Origin of the sequence: Terrisporobacter petrolearius (assembly GCF_020748185.1) — a bacterium.
Classification (GTDB): domain Bacteria; phylum Bacillota; class Clostridia; order Peptostreptococcales; family Peptostreptococcaceae; genus Terrisporobacter; species Terrisporobacter petrolearius.
This window is the reverse complement of record NZ_JAHZMO010000008.1, coordinates 80,908-102,770: the sequence shown is the minus strand read 5'-3', so window position 1 is coordinate 102,770 and position 21,863 is coordinate 80,908. Positions and strand designations below refer to the sequence as shown.

General features: G+C 27.8%; 20 protein-coding genes. 18 read left to right on the top strand and 2 right to left on the bottom strand.

The genetic code is table 11. The features are described from left to right. Positions 1–162 precede the first annotated feature (162 nt). From K0040_RS07095 to K0040_RS07035, 13 genes are all read left to right on the top strand, one after another. A complete protein-coding gene (locus K0040_RS07095) occupies positions 163–987 on the top strand; it encodes an undecaprenyl-diphosphate phosphatase (protein ID WP_228108226.1) in 825 nt (274 codons plus the stop codon). 176 nt (positions 988–1,163) lie between these two features. Then, on the top strand, positions 1,164–1,856 hold the full coding sequence (locus tag K0040_RS07090; RefSeq protein WP_228108225.1) for a response regulator transcription factor: 693 nt from the start codon (positions 1,164–1,166) through the stop codon (positions 1,854–1,856). Positions 1,857–1,864: 8 nt separating this feature from the next. Further along, a complete protein-coding gene (locus K0040_RS07085) occupies positions 1,865–2,845 on the top strand; it encodes a sensor histidine kinase (RefSeq protein ID WP_228108224.1) in 981 nt (326 codons plus the stop codon). A 153-nt stretch (positions 2,846–2,998) separates the two neighbouring features. After that, complete coding sequence (locus K0040_RS07080) at positions 2,999–3,745, top strand: ABC transporter ATP-binding protein (RefSeq protein WP_272491580.1); 747 nt, start codon at positions 2,999–3,001, stop codon at positions 3,743–3,745. Continuing rightward, the gene (locus K0040_RS07075; RefSeq protein WP_228108222.1) at positions 3,745–5,640 is read left to right on the top strand and encodes an FtsX-like permease family protein; all 1,896 of its coding nucleotides are present in this window, start codon (positions 3,745–3,747) and stop codon (positions 5,638–5,640) included. Before K0040_RS07080 ends, K0040_RS07075 begins: the two co-directional genes overlap by 1 nt. Positions 5,641–5,772: 132 nt before the next feature. After that, positions 5,773–6,390: a YitT family protein gene (locus K0040_RS07070; RefSeq protein WP_074915866.1), complete on the top strand. Its 618-nt coding sequence runs from the start codon at positions 5,773–5,775 to the stop codon at positions 6,388–6,390. A 162-nt stretch (positions 6,391–6,552) separates the two neighbouring features. Next, the gene (locus tag K0040_RS07065) at positions 6,553–6,861 is read left to right on the top strand and encodes a PadR family transcriptional regulator (protein ID WP_033316522.1); all 309 of its coding nucleotides are present in this window, start codon (positions 6,553–6,555) and stop codon (positions 6,859–6,861) included. Continuing rightward, entirely contained in the window at positions 6,861–7,769 is a 909-nt protein-coding gene (locus K0040_RS07060) for a permease prefix domain 1-containing protein (RefSeq protein ID WP_228108221.1), read from the top strand. Before K0040_RS07065 ends, K0040_RS07060 begins: the two co-directional genes overlap by 1 nt. A gap of 274 nt (positions 7,770–8,043) precedes the next feature. Further along, positions 8,044–8,913, top strand: coding sequence for a uroporphyrinogen decarboxylase family protein (locus tag K0040_RS07055; RefSeq protein ID WP_228108220.1), 870 nt, complete (start codon positions 8,044–8,046; stop codon positions 8,911–8,913). A gap of 24 nt (positions 8,914–8,937) precedes the next feature. Beyond that, a complete protein-coding gene (locus tag K0040_RS07050) occupies positions 8,938–9,606 on the top strand; it encodes a corrinoid protein (RefSeq protein WP_228108219.1) in 669 nt (222 codons plus the stop codon). Positions 9,607–9,621: 15 nt separating this feature from the next. Next, a complete protein-coding gene (locus K0040_RS07045) occupies positions 9,622–10,653 on the top strand; it encodes a methylcobamide:CoM methyltransferase MtbA (protein ID WP_228108218.1) in 1,032 nt (343 codons plus the stop codon). Next, positions 10,646–12,445, top strand: coding sequence for an ASKHA domain-containing protein (locus tag K0040_RS07040; RefSeq protein ID WP_228108217.1), 1,800 nt, complete (start codon positions 10,646–10,648; stop codon positions 12,443–12,445). Before K0040_RS07045 ends, K0040_RS07040 begins: the two co-directional genes overlap by 8 nt. Positions 12,446–12,475: 30 nt before the next feature. Continuing rightward, positions 12,476–13,573: a uroporphyrinogen decarboxylase family protein gene (locus tag K0040_RS07035; RefSeq protein ID WP_228108216.1), complete on the top strand. Its 1,098-nt coding sequence runs from the start codon at positions 12,476–12,478 to the stop codon at positions 13,571–13,573. A 55-nt stretch (positions 13,574–13,628) separates the two neighbouring features. On the opposite strand, the gene K0040_RS07030 is transcribed toward K0040_RS07035, so the two are convergent. After that, positions 13,629–15,842 (bottom strand): YhgE/Pip domain-containing protein, encoded by a 2,214-nt coding sequence (locus tag K0040_RS07030; protein WP_228108215.1) that lies wholly within the window; start codon positions 15,840–15,842, stop codon positions 13,629–13,631. Between the two features lie 175 nt (positions 15,843–16,017). Between K0040_RS07030 and K0040_RS07025 the strand changes: the two genes are divergently transcribed. After that, the gene (locus tag K0040_RS07025; RefSeq protein ID WP_228108214.1) at positions 16,018–16,605 is read left to right on the top strand and encodes a TetR/AcrR family transcriptional regulator; all 588 of its coding nucleotides are present in this window, start codon (positions 16,018–16,020) and stop codon (positions 16,603–16,605) included. Positions 16,606–16,767: 162 nt separating this feature from the next. Here the strand turns inward: K0040_RS07025 and K0040_RS07020 are convergent, their stop codons facing one another. Then, a complete protein-coding gene (locus K0040_RS07020) occupies positions 16,768–17,064 on the bottom strand; it encodes a YciI family protein (protein WP_228108213.1) in 297 nt (98 codons plus the stop codon). A gap of 257 nt (positions 17,065–17,321) precedes the next feature. Between K0040_RS07020 and K0040_RS07015 the strand changes: the two genes are divergently transcribed. The 4 genes from K0040_RS07015 (at position 17,322) to K0040_RS07000 (ending at position 21,802) form a co-directional block, all read left to right on the top strand. After that, positions 17,322–18,920: a hypothetical protein gene (locus K0040_RS07015; protein WP_228108212.1), complete on the top strand. Its 1,599-nt coding sequence runs from the start codon at positions 17,322–17,324 to the stop codon at positions 18,918–18,920. A 267-nt stretch (positions 18,921–19,187) separates the two neighbouring features. After that, positions 19,188–19,760: a hypothetical protein gene (locus K0040_RS07010; protein WP_228108211.1), complete on the top strand. Its 573-nt coding sequence runs from the start codon at positions 19,188–19,190 to the stop codon at positions 19,758–19,760. A 113-nt stretch (positions 19,761–19,873) separates the two neighbouring features. Continuing rightward, complete coding sequence (locus K0040_RS07005) at positions 19,874–20,311, top strand: MarR family winged helix-turn-helix transcriptional regulator (protein ID WP_228108210.1); 438 nt, start codon at positions 19,874–19,876, stop codon at positions 20,309–20,311. A gap of 114 nt (positions 20,312–20,425) precedes the next feature. After that, positions 20,426–21,802 carry an MATE family efflux transporter gene (locus K0040_RS07000; RefSeq protein WP_228108209.1) on the top strand — a complete coding sequence of 459 codons (1,377 nt, stop codon included), beginning with the start codon at positions 20,426–20,428 and terminating at the stop codon, positions 21,800–21,802. Positions 21,803–21,863: the final 61 nt, after the last annotated feature.

Genomic DNA, 21,863 nt, shown 5'->3' with positions numbered 1-21,863 from the left:
AAAAAATTAAAGTACTAGGGTGAATTCGCTTATGCAATTTAAACTTAGTACTTTTTTATTACACAGATGTAATCTTTATGTAAGGTTTGCAGATAGCTTAAATGTAAAATAAATAATAAAGTTCTAGTATAATCAAATTTATTTTAAAGTGAGGTAGCATTTATGGAATTGATAGAAATTTTAAAATCTATAATTTTAGGTATAATTGAAGGAATTACAGAGTGGCTTCCTATAAGTAGTACAGGTCATATGATCTTAGTAGATCAATTTTTACAACTAAATATGTCAGAGGCTTTTAAAGAAATGTATTTTGTAGTAATACAGCTGGGGGTCATTATGGCAGTAGTAGTTTTGTATTGGGAAAGAATATTCCCCTTTGATTTTAAAGATAAAGAAATAGTAAAAAAAGATATTTTTATTATGTGGGTGAAAATTTTTATAGCTTGTGTGCCTGCAGCAATTGTAGGCATACTGTGGGATGATAAAATAAATGAGCTATTTTATAATTTTAAAAGTGTATCCCTAGTTTTAATAGTCTTTGGTGTTTTATTTATAGTAATAGAAAATTATAATAAAGGTAAGAATCCAAAGGTGGATAATATAAATAATTTAAGTATTAAAATGGCTATAATTATAGGCGTTTTTCAACTAATAGCCGCAGTATTTCCAGGAACATCACGTTCAGGAGCAACTATAGTAGGAGCGTTATTATTGGGAGTTTCCAGAGAGGTGGCTGCGGAGTTTACTTTCTTTTTAGCCATACCAGTGATGTTAGGTGCCAGCTTATTAAAGTTAATTAAATTTGGTGTTGTATTTACAAGTTTGGAGGGAGCTGTTTTAATAGTTGGGATAATAATATCATTTATAGTATCTTTATTTGTTATAAAGTTTCTTATGGAATATATTAAAAAGCATGACTTTAAAGTTTTTGGGTGGTATAGAATAGTCTTAGGATGTATATTATTAATTTATTACTACTTATTTTAGTATAAGTGTTGCCTAAATTTAGTAACTAGACAGTTGCTTGAAACAGTGGGCAACACTTTTCTTAAAGTTAATAATATTATTATTGGATGTTTTATTGATAAAATCATAGAGTAAATGTTATATTTATGATAAATATAAATAACTATTTGTAAGATGAATACTGGAGGAGGTGTAATATGAATAATATAATTTATATTGTGGAAGACGACATATCAATTAGCACCTTATTAAAAGATTACATGAATAAATATGGCTTCGAGGCGGTAATAGTTGAAAACTTTAATAATATTATGGAAGAGTTTGATGAGCTTACTCCAAGTGTAGTATTATTAGATGTTAACTTACCAAAGTTTGATGGTTTTTATTGGTGTACAAAGATAAGACAAAAATCAAATGTACCAATAATTTTCATATCAGCAAGGGACAGTGGAATGGATCAAATTAGGGCTTTGGAAAGCGGTGCAGATGATTATATAACTAAGCCATTTTATTATGATGTGGTAATTGCAAAAATAAAAAGTTATATAAGAAGAGCATATGGTGAGTACTCTCCAAAGTTGGATGAGCGAATTGTAGAACTTGATGGATTGAAATTTTACCCAGAAAGATTAGAACTAAAGTATAAGAGTAAAGATTTAGTTATAACTAAAAAGGAAGGAATACTTTTGGAATGTCTTATGAAAAAATATCCAAAGGTAGTGAGTAGAGACTATTTATTGGAAAAAATATGGGATGATATTGAATTTGTAGAAGAAAATACACTAAATGTGAATGTAAGTAGGATAAGAAAAAGACTTTATGATTTGGGAATAGACGATGGAGTTCAAACAGTTAGAGGTGTTGGATACAAATTAAATAAAACTTGGTAGGTAAGAATATGAAATTATTTATAAGAGAATATAAGGCATATGTTTTTGTTTATTATTTAGGACTTATAATTACGCTTTTTTATTGTAATATGATGAAATATATAAATTTTAGTGAAACTATATATATATTATTGTTTAACACTTTTATAATAAGTTGTTTTATAATATACAAATACTTAAACTCTAAAAAAATATATAACTTTTTTGAAAAAAAAATAAATACTTTAGACGAGTCTTTTGTGGACCTTGGAAGATCTGACTTAGGTAAAAATCTATCATTAATTTTAGAAAATCAATATGAATTATACATAAATTCTTTAGAAGAGCAAAGGAAAAAACATGAGGAACATTTAACTTTTATAAATCACTGGATACATCAAATGAAAACTCCCTTATCTGTAATAAATCTTCAACTTCAAGATTATGAAGGAGAGGAAATTCAGGCAGAAATTATGCAGGAAGTAGATAAATTAGACAAAGGATTAAATATGGCAATGTACTTTGCACGACTAGATGAATTTGAAAAAGATTTTGTAATTGAACAAGTTAATTTATATGATGAAATCATGGAAATTGTAAATGAAGAAAAAAGGTTATTTATAAAAAATAAAATAATGCCTAAGGTGAATCTGAACAAGAACATAAAAGTATACACTGACAAGAAGTGGATAAAATTTGTAATAAAACAAATTATTATAAATGGAGTAAAATACTCAAAAGGTTATGGAAAATATATAACTATAGATTATGAAGAAAATGAAAAATATATTTCATTAAATATAATTGATGAGGGAGTAGGAATTTGTAAGAAGGATATAAAAAGAGTTTTTGATTTATTTTTTACAGGTGAAAATGGACGTAAATATGGAGAGTCCACAGGTATGGGACTTTACATATCAAAAACAGTTTGTGATAATTTAGGACATAATATAGAAATAAAATCCCAAGAGAAAAAAGGAACGAAAGTATCCATATTATTTAAGAAATGATAAGTCAGTGGTAAATGAACTACTGACTTTTAAAATATACAAACCTTACATGAATGTAATACTCTTGAAAGGTTTGCAGATAGTTACATATTTAAATCTAAATTAAAATTGGTATATAAGAAAAATCAATTAATTTAGAAAGGAAGAAGAATGATGGAAATATTAAATATAAAAAATTTAAAAAAAGTATATGGTAAAAAAGTAATTTCAACAGCACTAAATAACATAAGTTTTGCTATTGAGGATGGAGAGTTTGTGGGTATAATGGGGCCGAGTGGTAGTGGAAAAACTACACTTTTAAATCTTATCTCAACTATTGATAAACCAACATCAGGAACAATAACATTAAGAGGAGAAAATATTTTAAACCTAAAAGGTGATGACCTAGCTTTATTTAGAAGAAGAGAACTTGGATTTGTATTTCAAGATTTTAATTTATTAAATACATTAACAATTGGTGAAAATATGATTTTACCTTTAACCCTAGACAATGTAGATTTAAAAGAACAAGAAAATAGATTAAATAAAGTTTCTAAAATATTGGGAATTGAAAACTTATTAGATAAAAGGACTTATGAAGTTTCTGGAGGACAGGCTCAAAGAACTGCCATAGGAAGGGCATTAATTAATAATCCTACTTTAGTACTGGCAGATGAACCAACGGGAAATCTTGATTCCACATCAGCAAGAGATGTAATGGAGTATTTGGAGAAAATAAATAAGGAAGAAAAAGTAACTACTATGATGGTTACTCATGATCCTTTAGCAGCTAGCTATTGTAATAGAATACTGTTTATAAAAGATGGAGAGATTTACAACGAAATTTATAAAGGTGAAAATAGAATTCAATTTTATCAAGAAATAATAGATGTACTTTCTTTATTGGGAGGTACTAAATAATGAACTTTGCCCAATTTGCATATAAAAATGTAAAGAGAAACACTAAGTCTTATTTAGGATATTTCTTTAGCATTTTAATATCTTCAGCTTTATTATTTTCCTTTAATATGTTTATAAATCATCACAATTTAGACACTTCAACATTTGATGATTATTTACTGTTAACAATTAAAGTATGCTCGATTATTGTATATGTGTTTTTATTTTTCTTTGTGTTTTATTCAGTAAGTGTTTTTTTGAAAGGTAGAAGTAAAGAGTTTGGCATATTATACAGTTTGGGAATATCAAGTAAACAAGTTCAAAAGATGATTTTTATAGAAAACTTTATTATAAATGCATTATCATCTACTCTTGGTGTAGCAGTAGGACTGATTTTTTCTAAGATAATTTTAATAGCCATATCAAATTTACTGGGAATAGAGCCACTAAAGTTTTATATTCCAGCAATGTCAATGATAGCAACCATAATTTACTTTATGCTACTTTCACTATTAATATCTTTGTTTATTTCTTTTGTAGTAAAAGAAGATAAAGTTTTAAAATTGTTAAAGGGGAGCGAAACTCAAAGACCAGAGCCAAAGTTTTCTATATTACTTGTTATATTGTGTATAGCTCTTTTTGTATGGTCATATTATAAAGCGGTGACAGTTACAAAAATACAATTGGTAAATACCATAGCACCAGTAACTTTTATGACTATTATAGCAACATATTTATTGTTTTCTCAACTTAGTGTATTTATTATAAAAACTATAAAAAATAATAAAAAATTTTATAAGAAAAATACTAATATGTTATGCGTATCAAATTTGTATTATAAAATGAAAGACAATACAAGAATGTTTTTCTTAATATGTATAACTTCTGCAGTTGCATTTACTGCCATAGGTGCAGTATATGCCTATTGGAAAGATCAAACTAGACAAGTTGAGTTGGCTTATCCTCAAGCAATACATTTTGCAACAAATAAAAGTATGCTTGATAATTTGGATGAATTTGATAAAAAAGATTATATGGATAAAGTTGATTTGTTGGAAAATTCATTGAAAGAAGAAAAGATTCCTTACTATAAAATAAGTGGAGAGATAAAAACAGTTTTTTCAAAGGATAAAGAAAAATCGGTTAAAATAATTAAAGAATCCAAGTATAAAGAGTTTGCCGAAAAATTAAATCAACAAACAGTGAACTTTAAAGAAAATGAAGCAATATCACTAACTTTATTAGAAAATAAAAAAGTAAATAAAAAAGTTGTAGTAGATGATAATGATTTAAAAGTTGCTACACAAGTAGAAAAGTCTGTTATGCCAGCTTATTATGATATATACGTGGTTAAAGATGATTTATATGATGAAACAAATAACTGTGTAGTAGATGAATTCACTACTTTTGATACACAAAACTATATGAGAACTTTGAATATATGTAAAAACTTTGAAAACACTAATAAAGAAGAATTAAATAATGGAACGTATAAATTTTTATCAAAATCTTTTGTACTTGATTATGGAAAAACAATTTTTTCTACCTTGTTGTTTTTAACTATATTTATAGGGTTAATATTTTTCGTTACAGCAAGTAGTTTTTTATACAACAAGATTTATATGGATTGTCAGGAAGACAAAGAAAAGTATATGAAGCTTAATAAGATAGGTCTAACATATAAAGAAATAAGAAAAATTTCAACAATAGAAATAGGAATATTGTTTTTAGCACCCTATGTAATAGCTGTAATGCACTCAACATTTGCCCTTTTGGCAGTTAAAAATTCCTTTAATATGGAAGTGGCTTCATCAGCATATATAGTTATGGGAAGTTTCTTTATAGTTCTAATTATTTATTTCTTAATAATAAGAAAAAATTATTTAAAGGAAATAAGGGAATATTTAAAAAAGTAAATGCAAATAAAAAATTATTAAATAATTGATAAGTTTTATTTTTAGAATTGATATATTTAGCCAATATGGCCTTCTGCATTAAAATTTCATGTATAATATATATGTTTGGAAATTTAAATATGGGAGAATAACATGGATAAAAATAGGATTAAAAAGTATAGTAAAGATATATCCATTATTTTATTAGGAAATATATTTATGGGAATAGCTTATTCAAAGTGGATGGTTCCTAATGAAATTATAAATGGTGGAGTTACAAGTATTTCTATGATATTAAATAAGTTACTATCAGTGCCACTTTTATACTTGAGCAATGGATTAACTTTACTATTATTAATAACATGTTATATATTTTTAGGTAAGGATAATTTTTCGAAGTCTATATTTGGCAGCTTATTCTATATCACCTTATTTTCATTATTTTACTCTCTACCTTTTTCACTACATGTTAATACAGTAGTAGATTTAATATTAGCATGTATATTTATAGGAATGGGATATTATTGTTGCATTATTGTGAATGCATCAACTGTGGGAGTAGACGTTATAGCACTTATTATGCATAAGAAGAATAATAATATAAATATAGCTAAAACAATAAGTAAAATTAACATGGTAGTGTTGTTTGTTGGATTAATTGTATATGGAGTTAAATCTATAATTATAGGAATGATTTTCACATCTATATACTCAAGGATATTAGATTATTTCTTGAAAGTGAATCCTCTAAAAGTTAGTAAATCAATTTAATGTGTAGTTACCTAGATTAATATCTAGGTAACTTTTTGTTTTGGTAAAAATTTACAGTTGACTAATAAGGGCTATAGAAATACAATTTCTTTATAATACATAGAAATCCGAGGTATGATTTAATAAATTATTAAAGAAGGTGTTGTTTTGAATAAAGAGCTTATGAAAGGTAGTACAGTAACATTAATTTTAGATGCATTAAAAAATGAGCCCATGTATGGATATGGAATGATAAAAGAAATTGAAAATAAGTCTAATGGAGTATTTCTTTTTAAGGAGGGAACTTTATATCCACTATTACATGAGCTTGAAAAAAGTAAGTTAATTGAATCTTTTTGGAATGTGGAAAATGGTAGACGTAGAAAATATTATAAAATTACTAAAAAGGGACTTTTGGAATTGAAAGATAGAAAAGATGAATGGGTTATATTTAGTAAAACAATGAATTTAGTATTAGGGGGACAGTATTAATGAATACACAAAATAAATCTGTGGAAAAATTTTTACAATCTACTTGTAAATTTATTTCCACAGAAGAAAGAGCAAAAGATATACAAGATGAACTTAGAGATCATGTTTCTAGTTATATTGAAGAATTTACACAAGAAGGTATGGAATATGAAGAAGCAACAAACATGGCATTAAAACAAATGGGAGATCCTGATGTTCTAAGTGAAATTTATAAAAGTGAATCTAATAAATCTAAAAGATTATTTAAAGCATTTCTCATAGGTATAACATTGCTTTTATATGTTGGAGCTGAAATTGTAGATACCTATATAAGTAATTCTAATGTTTTTATATCTGCATCATTTGTAATAGTTATGACTTTATGTTATGGATATTTTATATTTGACCTTATAAAAACACATAAAAAAGATTGTGAACTTTCTAAAAAGGAGCCGATTTTTTATATTCAGTCCTATAAAAGGCCTACTTGGTATGAGCAAATGACAAAATACATACAATATTTTCTTATGGGATCAATTATTTTAACTTTAGCAGCATTTTTAATAGACTTTAATGAAATACCTAAAAATGAAATTTTAAAAGAGGCTTTAAGAACATTGATACTATCAAAGAGTTACTTTATTACAGTTATTTTATTCTCAGTGTTAAATCCTAAAAACAGTAATAATATTGTATATACAGATGGTATACTTACGCTTATGAGCTTTATTCCTTTTAGTAATGTATGTGGATATAGATGGACTAAAGAACATGTGAAAGGTAAGGTTTGTCACACTCTTGAGTTAAAGCTTAAGAAAAAATCTAAGTTTTCTAATAACAATGCTGCTATAAAGGTAAGCTCTGATCAAATTAATTTGATAGAGGAAATGTTTAAATCTCGAAGTATCGAGCAAGTGTGTTATTTTTAGTAAAAAGGTCCCCAAATAAAAATCTCAATATGTATATATAGTATATAGAAAAATTGAAATTGAATTTGAAGCTCAATTAATGAAGTAAAAATAATATAAATAAAAAAAGTCAATGATTAAGGTCATTGGCTATTTTTGTTTATAATTTTCATATATATTGATTTTATTTATAAAGAACATGAAACTATAAAAATTATCAATTTTTATAAGTTATTTTTATATGGTACTCTTATTAATGTGAAGAATTAAATATTTAGAAAGGTCTAAAAAATATATGGAGAAGATAATTGATTTTAAATGTACTTATAATAATTCTGCAGGGATAAATGAAGAAGTGACAAAAAATTTAAAATTAAGTTTTCCCCAGGCCTATAAACATTGGGAGACAATGAGCCTAATAGCAAAAGAACTAAAAAAACATGATAATGCAGCCTTTTGTGAACTACCCTTTTGTCACACTGTAGAAGGGGAAGCAATGGGTGGAATTATCAATTATGGAGATGAAAAGATAGGACCTAGGGCAAAGGAATATGTGTGCAAAAATGCTGATGATGTATTAAATCTGAAAAGTATTGATTTTACTAAAGGTAGAATATCAGAAGTATTAAAGGCCTGCACATGTTTAAGAAGTGAAGGAGAAAATGTTGTTTTAGAAGTTAGTGGACCATTTACAATCTTAAATGTATTAATGGATGCTACACGTGCATTTAAGATTTTTAGAAAAGAACCAGAAAAGATGAAACAAATATTTGATAAATTTCAAGATGAAATCCTTAACTTTATAGAAGAAGGGCAAAGAGCAGGTGCAAATTTAATTAGTTTTGCTGACTCTTCAGGTGGTGTTAATATTCTTGGACCGAAAATGATGAAAGAAAGTGTGGAAATGTTTACATATCCTTTCTTGAAAAAGGCTGAAAAGATTATAGATGATAAGACCATATTATTGCTATGTCCCAAAACAACATTTGCACTTCTTGGAACAAATAAAGCAAGTTTATACGATATTGAATTATCAAAACCTATAAAATATGGTGAGGGCTGTATTGAAGTTATAGGAAAAACGAAAATAGTAGGTCAAATGTGTATTAAAAATATAAATTATAAATTGACTGAAGGTAAGATTAAGGGAATCAAACTAATATAAAATAATAAAATAGGAGGGACAATTATGTCATCGAAAAAAGAACTTTTAAAAAAATTAGCTGGGTGTGTGGTTGAAATGGAAGACGAAGATGTGGTGGATGTTGCCAAAGAATATTTAAATGAAGGACATTCAGCTTTTGATGGAATAATGGATGGATTAGTTGAGGGAATGAATGAAGCAAGTAAGCTTTATGATGAAGAAGAATATTTTGTAACTGATGTATTGTTGTGTTCAGATGCTATGTATGCAGGACTAGACGTTTTAAGACCTCATTTGCCAGAACAAGAGGAAGGTACAAAAGTAAAAGGTGTTATAGGCGTTGTTGAAGGAGACACACATGACATAGGTAAAAACTTAGTTAGAATTATGTTTGAAACTGCTGGTTTTGAAATGCATGATTTAGGAAGAGATGTTAATTTAAAATCTTTTGTTGAAAAAGTAAAAGAAACAAATGCATCACTTCTTTGTATGTCAACATTAATGACAACAACTATGGGTGGAATGAAAACAGTTATTGACATGTTAAATGAAGAAGGAATAAGAGATAATGTTACAGTTATGGTTGGAGGAAGTCCTATTTCACAAAAATATGCAAAAGAAATAGGTGCAGATGGATATTCAAGTAATGCAGTTGAAGCAGTAAAAGTTGCCAAAGAACTTCTACATGCTAAAAACTTAGTAAATGCTATTTAAAATGAGGTTGATAAAATGATTACACCAAAAGAGAGAATTATAAAAGTATTTAATAATGAAGAAGTTGATAGACCGCCTTGCATATGTCCAGGTGGCATGATGAATATGATAACAACAGATTTAATGGATAGATCAAATGTGTTTTGGCCAGGGGCACACTTAAATGGAGAAAAAATGGCTGAACTTGCCAGTGCAAATTATGAAAGTGGTTGTTTTGAAAATTATGGAGTTCCTTTTTGTATGACTGTAGAAGCTGAAGCTATGGGAGCTAAAGCTACTTTAGGAACAAAAGAATATGAACCACATGTAATTGAATATGCCATAAATAGTGTGGATGAATACGAAAATTTAAAAGAAATGAATCTACAAGAAGGCAGAGCAAAGGTAGTATTAGATGCCATAAAAATTTTGAAATCAAAAAATGATGATGTACCTATAGTAGGGAATATTACAGGGCCTATAAGTACAGCTAGTTCTCTTATGGAGCCTGTTGTTTTTTACAAAGAATTAAGAAAGAAAAATAAAAAGGCTCATGAATTTATGACATTTGTTACAGATGAAATCATTAATTTTGCTAGAGCTCAAATAGATGCAGGAGCAGATATAATTGCCATCTCTGATCCAAGTGGAAGTGGAGAAATTTTAGGACCAAGAGATTTTGAACAATTTGCAGTTAAATATATAAATAAAATAATTCATAGTTTGCAAGAAGAAAAAATAGGAACTATTGTACATATTTGTGGTCAAATGAGAAGTGTTTACAAAGAAGTAAATATGATACAAAGTAATGCTCTTAGTTTTGACTCAGTAGTTTCCATGAAAAATGCTAGAGCTAATTTACCAAACAGAATTCTTATGGGAAATGTAAGTACATACACATTGGAATTTGGGACTCCAGAGAAAATTTCATTGTTAACTAACAAATGTGTGAAAGATGGATCAAATATTATATCACCAGCATGTGGACTTGGAACAAAATCTCCACTTAAAAATATACAATCTATTCTAAGTACATTAAACGCAGAGGGGATTAAGGTAAATGTGTAAAGTTTTCATAGAAAAAGAAAATAAAATCGTAGAAGCAAAAGAAAATAAAACATTGATGGATGTTTTGTTAGATGAAAATATATTTGTTGATAATGCTTGTAATGGTAAAGGTGTTTGTGGAAAATGTAAAATTAAACTTATTTCTGGAGATTTGGGAGAATTAAGTGAAACAGAGAAGAAACTTTTATCACAAGAAGAAATTAATGATAATATACGTCTATCTTGTTTAGTAAAACCAAAAGAAGATATAAAAATAGAATTATTACAAAAAGAGAGAAAACATAGAGTATTAAGCAGTGGATATATGCCAAAGTTTGAAGTTAATCCTTCCATACATAAAAAATTAATAACTCTTGAAAAATCAACTTTAGAAAATCAAAGACCATTGGAAGATGAAATTTTGAGACAATTAAATACTGATAAATTAGAATGGAAATTGTTAAAAAAAATAAAACCACAAGATGAAAAAATTACAGCAGTGTTTAATAATGATGAAGTAATTTATCTGGAAAAAAATGATACAAGAGATAAAATATATGGAGTGATTATGGATATAGGGACAACAACAGTAGTTACATCTTTAGTAGATATAAATTCTGGTGAAGAGATATGTGTTGAATCTATGATTAATTCGCAAAAACAGTATGGATTAGATGTGTTAACTAGAATTACATATGAAGTGGAAAACCAAGAAGACGGAGTTGAAAATTTACAAAAGGCTATAGTAACTTCTATAAATGAAATGATAGAAAAATTATGTGAAAAAGCAAATGTAAATAAAAAATATATATACGAAATTGCTGTGGCAGCTAACTGTACAATGATGCATATGTTGCTTGGAATAGATGCTAAGTCTATTGGGAAATCTCCATTTGCACCTATTTTCACTACTTCTAAAAATATTTTGGCAAAAGATATAGGATTATTAGCTTGTGAAAAAGCAAGACTTTATTGCCTGCCTTCTGTATCTGCATATATAGGAGCTGATATAGTAGCAGGAGCTTATGTATGTGAATTAAATAAAGCAGATGAAAATGTGCTTTTCATAGATATAGGAACAAACGGTGAAATCGTTCTATCAAATAAAGGAAACCTTTTATCTTGTTCTTGTGCTGCAGGGCCAGCACTAGAAGGAATGAACATTAGTTGTGGAATGAGAGCAGCCAATGGAGCCATAGAAGATGTAGTTATTAATGAAGAAGAAACGGCAATAAAAGTTATAGGAGAAGAAAAACCTATAGGCATATGTGGAAGTGGAATTTTAGCTGTAGTAAAAGAACTATTAAAAACAGGAATTGTAAGAGATAATGGAGCTTTTATTAAGCTAGAAAAGTTAGAAGAAGATGATTACAGATTAAATAGAATACAAATTAATAATAAAAAAAGAGAATTTATTTTATATGATGATAATAAAAACAAACTTTTAATTACACAGGGTGATATTAGACAAGTTCAGTTAGCCAAGGGAGCCATACTTTCTGGTTTTTATGCACTACTTAAAAAAGCTAATATTGAAATGAAAGATTTGAAAAAAGTAATGATAGCAGGTCAATTTGGAGCTCATGTTAGTGTAGACAGTTTAGTTGGAACAGGGATTTTACCAATGGAAGTAAAAGGAAAAATAGTTTATGTAGGTAATTCTTCAAAAACAGGAGCTTATATGGCATTAATGTCTAAGGAAGCTAAAAAAGATATGGAATTGCTTTCTAAAAATATGGAATATATGGAGCTTGGAGCATCAGAAGGTTATGAAAGATTATTTTCTAGCTGTTTAAAGTTTCCATCTAACTAATTATAAATTTATTAAATTGGGGGTATTACAATGCATAAAGATGATCAAATGACTCCTAAGGAAAGACTAGCAGGATTTTTTAGTGGAAAACCCATAGATAGAATACCAGCATTACCATTTGTAACATCAGTATCAGGAAGAGTAGCTAAAATTACGCATAAAGAAAAAAGAAGCTGTGCTAAAAACCAAGCTCAGGCACAAATAGCTTGTTATGAGAGATTTGGAAATGACAGTATTTCTATAGAATATGGACTTCATGGCGTTGGTATTGCACTAGGTAGTAAAACTAATGATCCAGAAGATGGAGTACCAGCCATAATAGATCATTATTTAAAAAATCTTAAAGATTTAAGTTCTTTAGATTTATCAAAAATAGAAAGAAAAAATGACCCATGGTATCAATTAAATTATGATGCTTATCATATGTGTATGGAGAAATATGGGCATGAAGTTGGAGCATCTTTAAGTATTCATGGACCAATAACAGCAGCGGGGAGTATTTATCCTGTTGAAAAATTATTAAGATCTATAAGAAAAGAACCGGAAAAAGTTCACGAATTATTAAGATTTAGTACAGATGCAACTAAAATAGTAATGAAAGATTTCTTAGAGGCAGGATCAGGAATATCTTTATGCGATCCAATAGCTTCAGGTACACTAATAGACAAGAAAACTTATAGAGAGTTTGTTCTTCCATATACAAAAGAAATAGTAGATTATGTACATAGTTTTGGAAAATCCCTTACATATCATGTTTGTGGAGAAACTTCACATATGACCCTAGACTTGGTGGAAAGTGGTTGTAATATGCTAAGTATAGATAATAGAGTTAGTTTAGTTGATACAAAAAAACTTGTGGGAGACAGACTTCCTATTGTTGGGAATGTGGATCCAGTAGAAGTAATGATGCTTGGGACAAAAGAAGATGTTTATGCAGGTGTAAAAAAATGTATAGAAGATGGTTATGACAGTCCAAAGGGATATTTACTAAGCACAGGATGTGGTATACCTATTAACTCTCCTATAGAAAATATAGATGCATTTATGGCGGCTGCAAGAAAATATGGTAAGTGGCCAATAAATAGTGATAACTTTAAAGAAGAAATATTAGCAAAATCAACATTATAGTAGTAAAAATAAAAATAAGGATTATGTTTATAAACATAATCCTTATTTTTATTTATTAAACTGCTAATTTGTCGTCCATATCATCTTCAGTAATAATATTATTATTAGATTTATATCTTACTTTAAATTCAAGGAATGCAATTGTTATTAGCATCATTACTACAGCTATTGAAGCAAGGAAAATTAAATGACCCTCTATACTTGTTCCTCCAGATATTGTACTTCTAAATGCAGTAACTACATGAGTAAATGGAAGATAATCCGTTATTTTAGATACAAAATCACCTGATAATTCTAAAGGATAAGTACCTGTAGAACCAGATAACTGAATAACCATAAATATTAGAACTAAGAACTTACCAACTACTCCAAAGGCCACGTTAAAGAAGTATATAATACTCATAAAGGTTATTGCGGCAACAACTGCAACTAATATAGTGCTATTTAAATCAGCTGGGCTAAATCCATTGAAGAAGCTTAAAGCTGATACCATTCCTATTGAAGCTAATATTATTGAAGGATACATAACACTTGCTTTGCTTAACCATAATCTAAAGCCTGATTTTATTTTTGAGCTATTTTTAGTTAAAGGATAAACTGTACAGAATCCCATACATCCAACCCAAAGACCAACAACCATCATATATGCAGCCATGGCATGACCATTATCTGCAACTTTAGTTATTTGAGTTTTAGATGAGTCTACAGGCGATGCAAACATTTTTAATGTGTCATCATTTATTGTAGAAGTAGTATCTTTTACAGATTTAGCTCCGTCAGCTAAACTTGTTTGAAGAGTATTACTTCCATCATAAGCAGTTTTTAAACCATCTTTTAAACTTACAGATCCATTTTTTAGATCATTAACACCAGATGATATTTTATTTGTACCATCTGAAAGTGATGTCATACCAGATTGTAATTTAGGATTATTAGCTACAAGTTTGTCTGAACCAGCTTTTAATTCGTTGGCACCAGCACTTAATGTATTTAATCCATCTGAAAGAGTTTTTGTAGATGATTTTAAAGTAGTAAACATTTCTTCATAAGTAGAAAGATTTGAGTTTACCTCTTTTACAACTGCCTGGGCTCCTTTTTCAGCTGAACCTGCTGCAATTTTGCTCATAGTACTAGATACTGATGGAGAAACTGCACTTGTTATAGAATCAGCAGTAATATTAGAAGATACACCTTTTAAAGTATTTGATACTATTCCAACAACTAAGCCTTGGGCTTGCTCTTTAGTATAGCCTGCTGCTTGAAGTGCTCCCACCATTTGAGCAATCTTACTATCACTAAGTATTGCAGAAGACACTGCTTTAACTGTATTATCAGAAGTTAAAGTGTTACTTACTTTATTGCTAACTGCACTACCTATACCAGAAGATAGTTGTTTAGAATAACCAGAAACACCAGAAGCTGCTGTGTCTTTTAAAGTGTTTTTTTGCTCTTCACTTAAAGATATATTTGGAATAGAGATTCCTTTAACAGCAGAGTTTAACTGATTAGCACCATCTGCCAACTTATTAGCACCATTTGCAAGTTCCCCAGAAGCTGAATTTAAAGTTTTTACACCTGCTAAATAAGTATCTAAACCTTGTGATAAAGTATTTGTACCATTAGTAAATGTTAACATACTATTAGAAAGAGTGTTTAAACCATCACTTAGTTTTACACCACCATCTTTTAAATCACCTAAGCCGTCTTTAAGTTCTAAAGAACCGTCAGATGCTTCTTTAAGTCCGTCACCTACAGTGTCAAACTGTTCGAATACCACATCTGCATAAGTTTCAGTTACCTTTTCAGAAATTGAATTTTGAACTTTAGTTAAAGCTGTTTCACTCATTTTACTGGCGATATAGTTTTTACCTGGGTTTGTAGCATATTCTAATACCATTTTTTTAGGCTTTTTATCTAATAAAGTAGTAGCATCTTTTGAAAAGTTTTTAGGTATAGTAATTACCATATAATAAGTACCATTTTCTAAACCATCCATTGCTACTTTTTCATCAACAAAATTAAATGCTAAGGAGTCATTATCTTTTAGACTATCAACAAGTCTTTCACCCACATTTACTTCCATATCCTCATAATCAATAGGATCATCATTATTTACAACAGCAACAGGAAGATTGCTAACTTTACCATAAGGGTCCCACATGGAACTTAAAAATAAAGTTGAATAAATAGTTGGGATTGCAATTATAGCAATAAGAGCCACAATTAGAAATTTGTTTTTGAATAAGTCTTTCCATTCTTTTTTTAGCATATATATCACCCTTCTCAATATTAAGTTTTTATTAAACAACATGGTGTTGTTTTTTGCTATAATATGAATTATAATTTTATAAGGAATAATATTCAATCATTAAAAATTATAAAAATGTATGATAAACGACATTTTTCGAAAAAATGTTGTTTATTTTAAAGAAAGGAGTAAATTTATGAATATAAAAAATGACCGCAGAATTAGAAAGTCAAAGGAATCATTAAAGCAGAGTTTAATAAATTTAATGAAAGAAAAGCCAATAAATAACATAACAGTAAAAGAATTGGTTTTGGCTGCAGACTTAAACAGATCAACTTTTTATAATTATTACTGTGATATACCAGATATGTTGGAAAAGTTAGAAAGGGAGCTTTATAATGAATTCATGCGTATCTTAGAATTACACATTATTAAGGATCATAAGACTCATGATCTTTACAAAGAAGCTCATGAATTTATTGAAGATATGTGTGATGTGATAAATGAAAGTGTTGATTTTTGCCAATGCATTTTTAGTCAAAATGGGGATATAAGTTTCTTATTTAAACTGGAGGAACTAGTTGAAGATCATATTAAGGATCAACTTAGACAAGATTTTGATGGTAAAATGGACCATCCTGCTTATGTATATTCCTTTGTTAAAAGTGGATATATTGGTATATTAAAATCATGGATGAAGGGTGGATGTGTAGAATCTTCTCAGGAGATTGCTAACTTAACATATAATTTAGTAGAAGGTGTTTTACACAGTTGTAAACTATAATTTATCACTAAAAATCCACATATAATTTGTTAAACTTATAAAAAAATGTAAATAAGAAGTATAATACTAGAAATGAATATTTAGATAAAGATTGAACTTAAGTTGTATGAAGTTTTTAAAATTTGATTTATGCTGGGATGAAAAGAATTCATCCCAGCATTTTTATATTCTAAACCATTCTGTAGGTGATTCATTAAAGTAGTGAGGAGAGAATTCTGTAACCTTATACTCTTGAATGTCATGAATTTTTAAAGGTTCATTAGATAAATACTCCTCTACTTTATCAGGAGTTTCTGCCTTCATTATAAATATAACACCGCTCATATCTTTTTTAAGTCCTGTCATTAATATTGAACCTTCCTTCATAGCTTTTCCTGAATAATCCATGTGTTCTTTCATTATAGTATCATCTATTGGATCAGAAATTTTTAAATTACCTTCTACAATAAAATATTTCATTATTTATATTCTCCTTTAAATAAGTATGATAAAAATTTAAACTAAGATTATTTATTATATTTTTATCTATTTGTAATAATAAATACCCAGATAAATGTATCCATTAACAGCACATACTTAAATTAATTAATTGTACAATTCAATTACATAAAACATATATTAATTTTAAATTTTAGAAAAATAAAATTTATCCGTATATAAAATATAAATAAACATAAAGACTGTATATTAATATGAAAAATTAAATGGAGTTACATATGATTAATAAATTAAATAATACCAATACAGGCGAATTAATTAATCCTTTAAAAGATGTTCAAGAAAATTTTAATAAAGAAATGGTAATTAAAATAGAAGAATTGATAGCAAAAAATGAAAATCTAGCAATAAAAATAGTTAAAGGAGAGTCTTTAACTTCCGAAGAAAAAGAGTTTATAAATAAGAACTATCCACAGCTAAAAGAATTTGCTACTAAAACACATAAAGAATCCAATGCATTAAGGGTTTTTATAGAGGTGAATAAATTAGATGAAATACAAAATACGGATGTTAATAATTTGGAGTTACATATGATTAATAAATTAAATAATTTGAATTTAAGTAATAATGATTTAGAGTTAAATAATATATACAAAAATAAAGAATTAAATAATGCAAATACAGGTGAATTAAAAGGTGAAAGAAGCAATACTTTAAAGGATGTTCAAGAAAATCTTAATAAAGAAATGGTAATTAAAATAAAAGAAATGATAGCTAAAGCTGAAAATATAGCTATAAAAATAGTTAAAGGAGAGTCTTTAACTTCCAAAGAAAAGGAATTTATTAATAAGAAATATCCACAACTAAAGGAATTTGCTACTAAAACATATAAAGAATCAAATGAACTAAAAATGTTTATAAAGATGAGCAAATTAGGTGAAATACAAAACACAGAAAAAGATATTAATGATTTAATAAATAATGAAAAGGTAAAAAACCATACATTATTTAAAGATTGCAAAATAACAAAAAGCGAATGGAAAATAAAAGAAGAGTCAATAAATCAGGTTGAAAAGTATTTAGTACAAATAAAAAAAGATTTATCAAAACTAGAAAATATTTTATTGAAATTTATAAAAGGTAAGAATTTAACATCTGAAGAAAATGAATTTATAGATAAAAAATATCCAGAGTCAAAAGATGTGGCTAATGATATAAAAAGAGAATATGAATCGTTGAAAAATATTATAAAAGAATGCAAATCAGGTAAAGAACTAGATGAAATAATTTCAAAAGAAATAAGTAAATTAAAAAAAGGTGAAAACATAGAACAAGGTAATAAAGAAAATACACTAAAAACAATAGTAATAAAGTTAAAAAAAGATATAATAAATGAAGTTATAAAATCTTCTAAACAAACAATTAAAAATGAAGAAGTAGAGTTGAAAAAATTTGAATATATAAAAGAGAACATATTAAAAGGAGAAAAAATAACTTTAAAAGAACTTAAATTTATACAGTCAAAAAATCCACAAATAAAACAAATTATAGAAGAAACAGTAAAAGAAGTTATAGACTCAAGCTTAAAAAAAGAAAATAATAATCTTAAACTAGATAAGAAAGCAGTAATGTTAAAATTAATAGAAGATACAAAAGAAAATGGAAGTAAGGGCTTATTGTCTGAATTGGAAGTGAAAGTAAGACTACTTATATTAGAAGATGAAGATGATATATATAGTAAAATTATAAATCCAGAATCAATATATGCACTAAATCCATTTGTATATTTTAAAACTAACTTAATGTCTTATAGTTTAATATGTCTTGGCATAGCAGGTGTAATTTTAGTAGTATCACTGATTTTGCATAATCACTAAAAATTTAATATAACAATACTTTTATATATCTATAATAAAAAACATAGAACATTAGTCAATAATAATTTTGAAAATACTTACAACCAATAAAACAAAACACTAGTTGGTATAAATAAAAAGAATTATATATTTTATATAAAATATATGATATTAAATTACATAAAAATTTTCCTTATGACAACAAAGTGCTAATTTCGACAAGAGTTATAGTTTATAATACAAAGAGAGTAAGTTAAAATATAATAATTAGATTGTGGGGGAATAAAAATGAGTAAAAAATTATCAGTATTAATGGCAGCAATATTATCACTAAGTATGATGTTAGTAGGGTGTAAAAGTGAAAGTCCAACAGATGTAGTGAATACATATTTTACACAACTTAAAAAGGGAGATAGTGAAGAAGCTAGTAAGTTTATTGAAGACGCTATTTCCGAAACTGAAGATGAAACTGGAGGTAAAGCTGCAAAGGAAGAAAAAGACGAAGTTATGGACGAAGCATTAAAAATATATCTTTCAAAAATGGATGCTAAAGTATTATCTGAAAAAGTAGATGGAGATAATGCAACTGTTGAAGTAGAACTTAGTAGTCTTAATTTCGGGAATATGTTAATAGAAGTAATGCAAGAAGGACTTACTGATGCTTTTAGTGGAAAAAAAGTAGATGATGATTATATGAGTAAGAATCTACTAGAAAAAGTTAAGTCAGGTAAGGTAGAGACAAGAACTGGAAAAGTAAATTTAACAAAAAAAGATAAAGCATGGACAATAAAATCTGACGATGATATAGTTGCTTTAATGCTTGGAAAAGCTGAGTTAGAAACTGATTCAACAAATAAATAAATTGTTATACTTAAAAAAAGATATGCTCAAAGTAGCATATCTTTTTTTGTTGACATAAGTATAAATAGTAGTTATTATAGTTTAGTACAAAACAAATTTATGGAGGTGTTTCATTGACTAATAAAAATAAACTAGGTCTTCATATTAGTAAAATAAATCACATAATTTCAAGAAAAATGGATAGTGCTGTAATTAATGCTATTGATGATAACTTAACTGTATCTCAAGCTTATGTAATAGATTTTATTTCTATGAAAGGTGAAAACCAAGAAATATTTCAAAAGGATTTGGAAAAAGAGTTTGATCTGAAGCGTTCATCTATCAGTTTAATGTTAAATAACATGGAAAAGAGTGGTTTAATAAAAAGAGTTCCTGTAGCAAAGGATGCACGTTTAAAAAAAATAATTTTAACAAACAAATCTAAAAAGCTTTATAAAGAAATTTCTATGGCTATTGACTCAATAGAAAATAAGCTGTGTGAAAGTATAACATCACAAGAAATAAAAGTATTTAAAACAGTACTTGATAAAATAAGAAATAATTTAGAATAAATTCTTAGTAACTATATAATATAGCACTTGGACTAAGGTTATTAATCCCTTAAGCCAAGTGAAATTTTATAAGGATATTGTTTTGTATAAAACATAAATAAAGGAGAATTGAATATGTCAAAAGTGTCTAATTTTACAGAGGGTAAAATATTCTCGCCCTTATTAAAATTTGCCATACCCATTTTACTTGCACTATTTTTACAAACAATGTATGGCGCAGTTGACTTACTTATAGTTGGTAGGTTTGGTCACGCGGCAGATGTGTCGGCTGTTTCTACAGGTAGTCAAGTAATGATGACTATAACAGTAATAATTACAGGATTAACTATGGGTCTTACTATATTAATAGGTCAAAAATTAGGAGAAGGGAAATCAAAAGAAGCTGGAGATGTTGTGGGAAGTGGGATATGTATATTTGCAGTTATGGCTATTATTATTACACTTTTAGTTGTAAGTTTTGCTTCGCCCATATCTTCTTTTATGCATGCACCAAAAGAGGCTTTTAGTGGAACTGTATCTTACATAAGAATTTGTGCAGCAGGTGCAGTTTTTATAGTTGCCTATAATATTATAGGAGGTGTTTTTAGAGGTCTAGGGGACTCAAAAACTCCGCTTATAACAGTTGCAATTGCATGTGTCGCAAATATTATTGGAGATTTGATTTTTGTTGGATTATTTAAAATGGCAGCAACAGGGGCAGCTATTGCCACTATTATGGCTCAAGGTATAAGTGTTATTTTATCTTTAATAATTATTAAAAGGCGTGGATTGCCTTTTGAGTTTTCAAAAGAAAGTATAAAATTCCATAAAAACTTAACATCAAGAATAATTAAATATGGTGCTCCAATAGCTCTACAAGATGGACTTGTGCATTTATCTTTTCTGGTTATTATGATTATAGGTAATACTATGGGAGTAATTCCATCAGCTGGAATTGGTGTTGCAGAAAAACTTGTTGGATTTATAATGCTTATACCATCCTCATTCTCACAAGCGGTATCTGCTTTTGTTGCACAAAATTATGGAGCTAAAAAATATGAAAGAGCTAAAAAAGTTCTTCTATATGCAATATTATCATCTCTATGTTGTGGTGTTGTAATGTTTTATATTACATTCTTCCATGGAAATTTACTAGCAGGAATGTTCTCAAAAGACAGGCCTGTAGTTATGGCAGCCTGGGAATATATGAAAGCTTATGGAATAGACTGCCTTTTAACTGCAATAATGTTTTCTATGGTAGGTTACTTTAATGGATGTGGAAAAACAACTTTTGTAATGATACAAGGAATCGTAGGTGCTTTTTGTGTAAGAATACCTGTTTCGTATCTTATGAGTAAAATAGAGCCAGTATCCCTATTTAAAGTTGGTCTTGCCACACCAATGTCTACAATTATACAAATAATATTATGTGTGATTTACTTTGTAATTTTATCAAAAAAATTAATTAAAGAAGATTTATCTTCAAATAACAATTTGACAAAAAAAGCATAAATTTTAAGAAAAAAACTTTTATTTAAACAAAGCCATTAATGTAATAATTAGTGGCTTTATT

Bases quoted from the DNA above. Each gene is read 5' to 3' on its own strand.
- K0040_RS07095 (WP_228108226.1), top strand. From the start codon at position 163: ATGGAATTGATAGAAATTTTAAAATCTATAATTTTAGGTATAATTGAA.
- K0040_RS07010 (WP_228108211.1), top strand. From the start codon at position 19,188: ATGAGTAAAAAATTATCAGTATTAATGGCAGCAATATTATCACTAAGT.
- K0040_RS07065 (WP_033316522.1), top strand. From the start codon at position 6,553: ATGAAAGGTAGTACAGTAACATTAATTTTAGATGCATTAAAAAATGAG.
- K0040_RS07050 (WP_228108219.1), top strand. From the start codon at position 8,938: ATGTCATCGAAAAAAGAACTTTTAAAAAAATTAGCTGGGTGTGTGGTT.
- K0040_RS07035 (WP_228108216.1), top strand. From the start codon at position 12,476: ATGCATAAAGATGATCAAATGACTCCTAAGGAAAGACTAGCAGGATTT.
- K0040_RS07040 (WP_228108217.1), top strand. From the start codon at position 10,646: ATGTGTAAAGTTTTCATAGAAAAAGAAAATAAAATCGTAGAAGCAAAA.
- K0040_RS07080 (WP_272491580.1), top strand. From the start codon at position 2,999: ATGGAAATATTAAATATAAAAAATTTAAAAAAAGTATATGGTAAAAAA.
- K0040_RS07070 (WP_074915866.1), top strand. From the start codon at position 5,773: ATGGATAAAAATAGGATTAAAAAGTATAGTAAAGATATATCCATTATT.
- K0040_RS07085 (WP_228108224.1), top strand. From the start codon at position 1,865: ATGAAATTATTTATAAGAGAATATAAGGCATATGTTTTTGTTTATTAT.
- K0040_RS07025 (WP_228108214.1), top strand. From the start codon at position 16,018: ATGAATATAAAAAATGACCGCAGAATTAGAAAGTCAAAGGAATCATTA.
- K0040_RS07090 (WP_228108225.1), top strand. From the start codon at position 1,164: ATGAATAATATAATTTATATTGTGGAAGACGACATATCAATTAGCACC.
- K0040_RS07020 (WP_228108213.1), bottom strand. From the start codon at position 17,064: ATGAAATATTTTATTGTAGAAGGTAATTTAAAAATTTCTGATCCAATA.
- K0040_RS07015 (WP_228108212.1), top strand. From the start codon at position 17,322: ATGATTAATAAATTAAATAATACCAATACAGGCGAATTAATTAATCCT.
- K0040_RS07055 (WP_228108220.1), top strand. From the start codon at position 8,044: ATGGAGAAGATAATTGATTTTAAATGTACTTATAATAATTCTGCAGGG.
- K0040_RS07060 (WP_228108221.1), top strand. From the start codon at position 6,861: ATGAATACACAAAATAAATCTGTGGAAAAATTTTTACAATCTACTTGT.
- K0040_RS07000 (WP_228108209.1), top strand. From the start codon at position 20,426: ATGTCAAAAGTGTCTAATTTTACAGAGGGTAAAATATTCTCGCCCTTA.
- K0040_RS07045 (WP_228108218.1), top strand. From the start codon at position 9,622: ATGATTACACCAAAAGAGAGAATTATAAAAGTATTTAATAATGAAGAA.
- K0040_RS07075 (WP_228108222.1), top strand. From the start codon at position 3,745: ATGAACTTTGCCCAATTTGCATATAAAAATGTAAAGAGAAACACTAAG.
- K0040_RS07030 (WP_228108215.1), bottom strand. From the start codon at position 15,842: ATGCTAAAAAAAGAATGGAAAGACTTATTCAAAAACAAATTTCTAATT.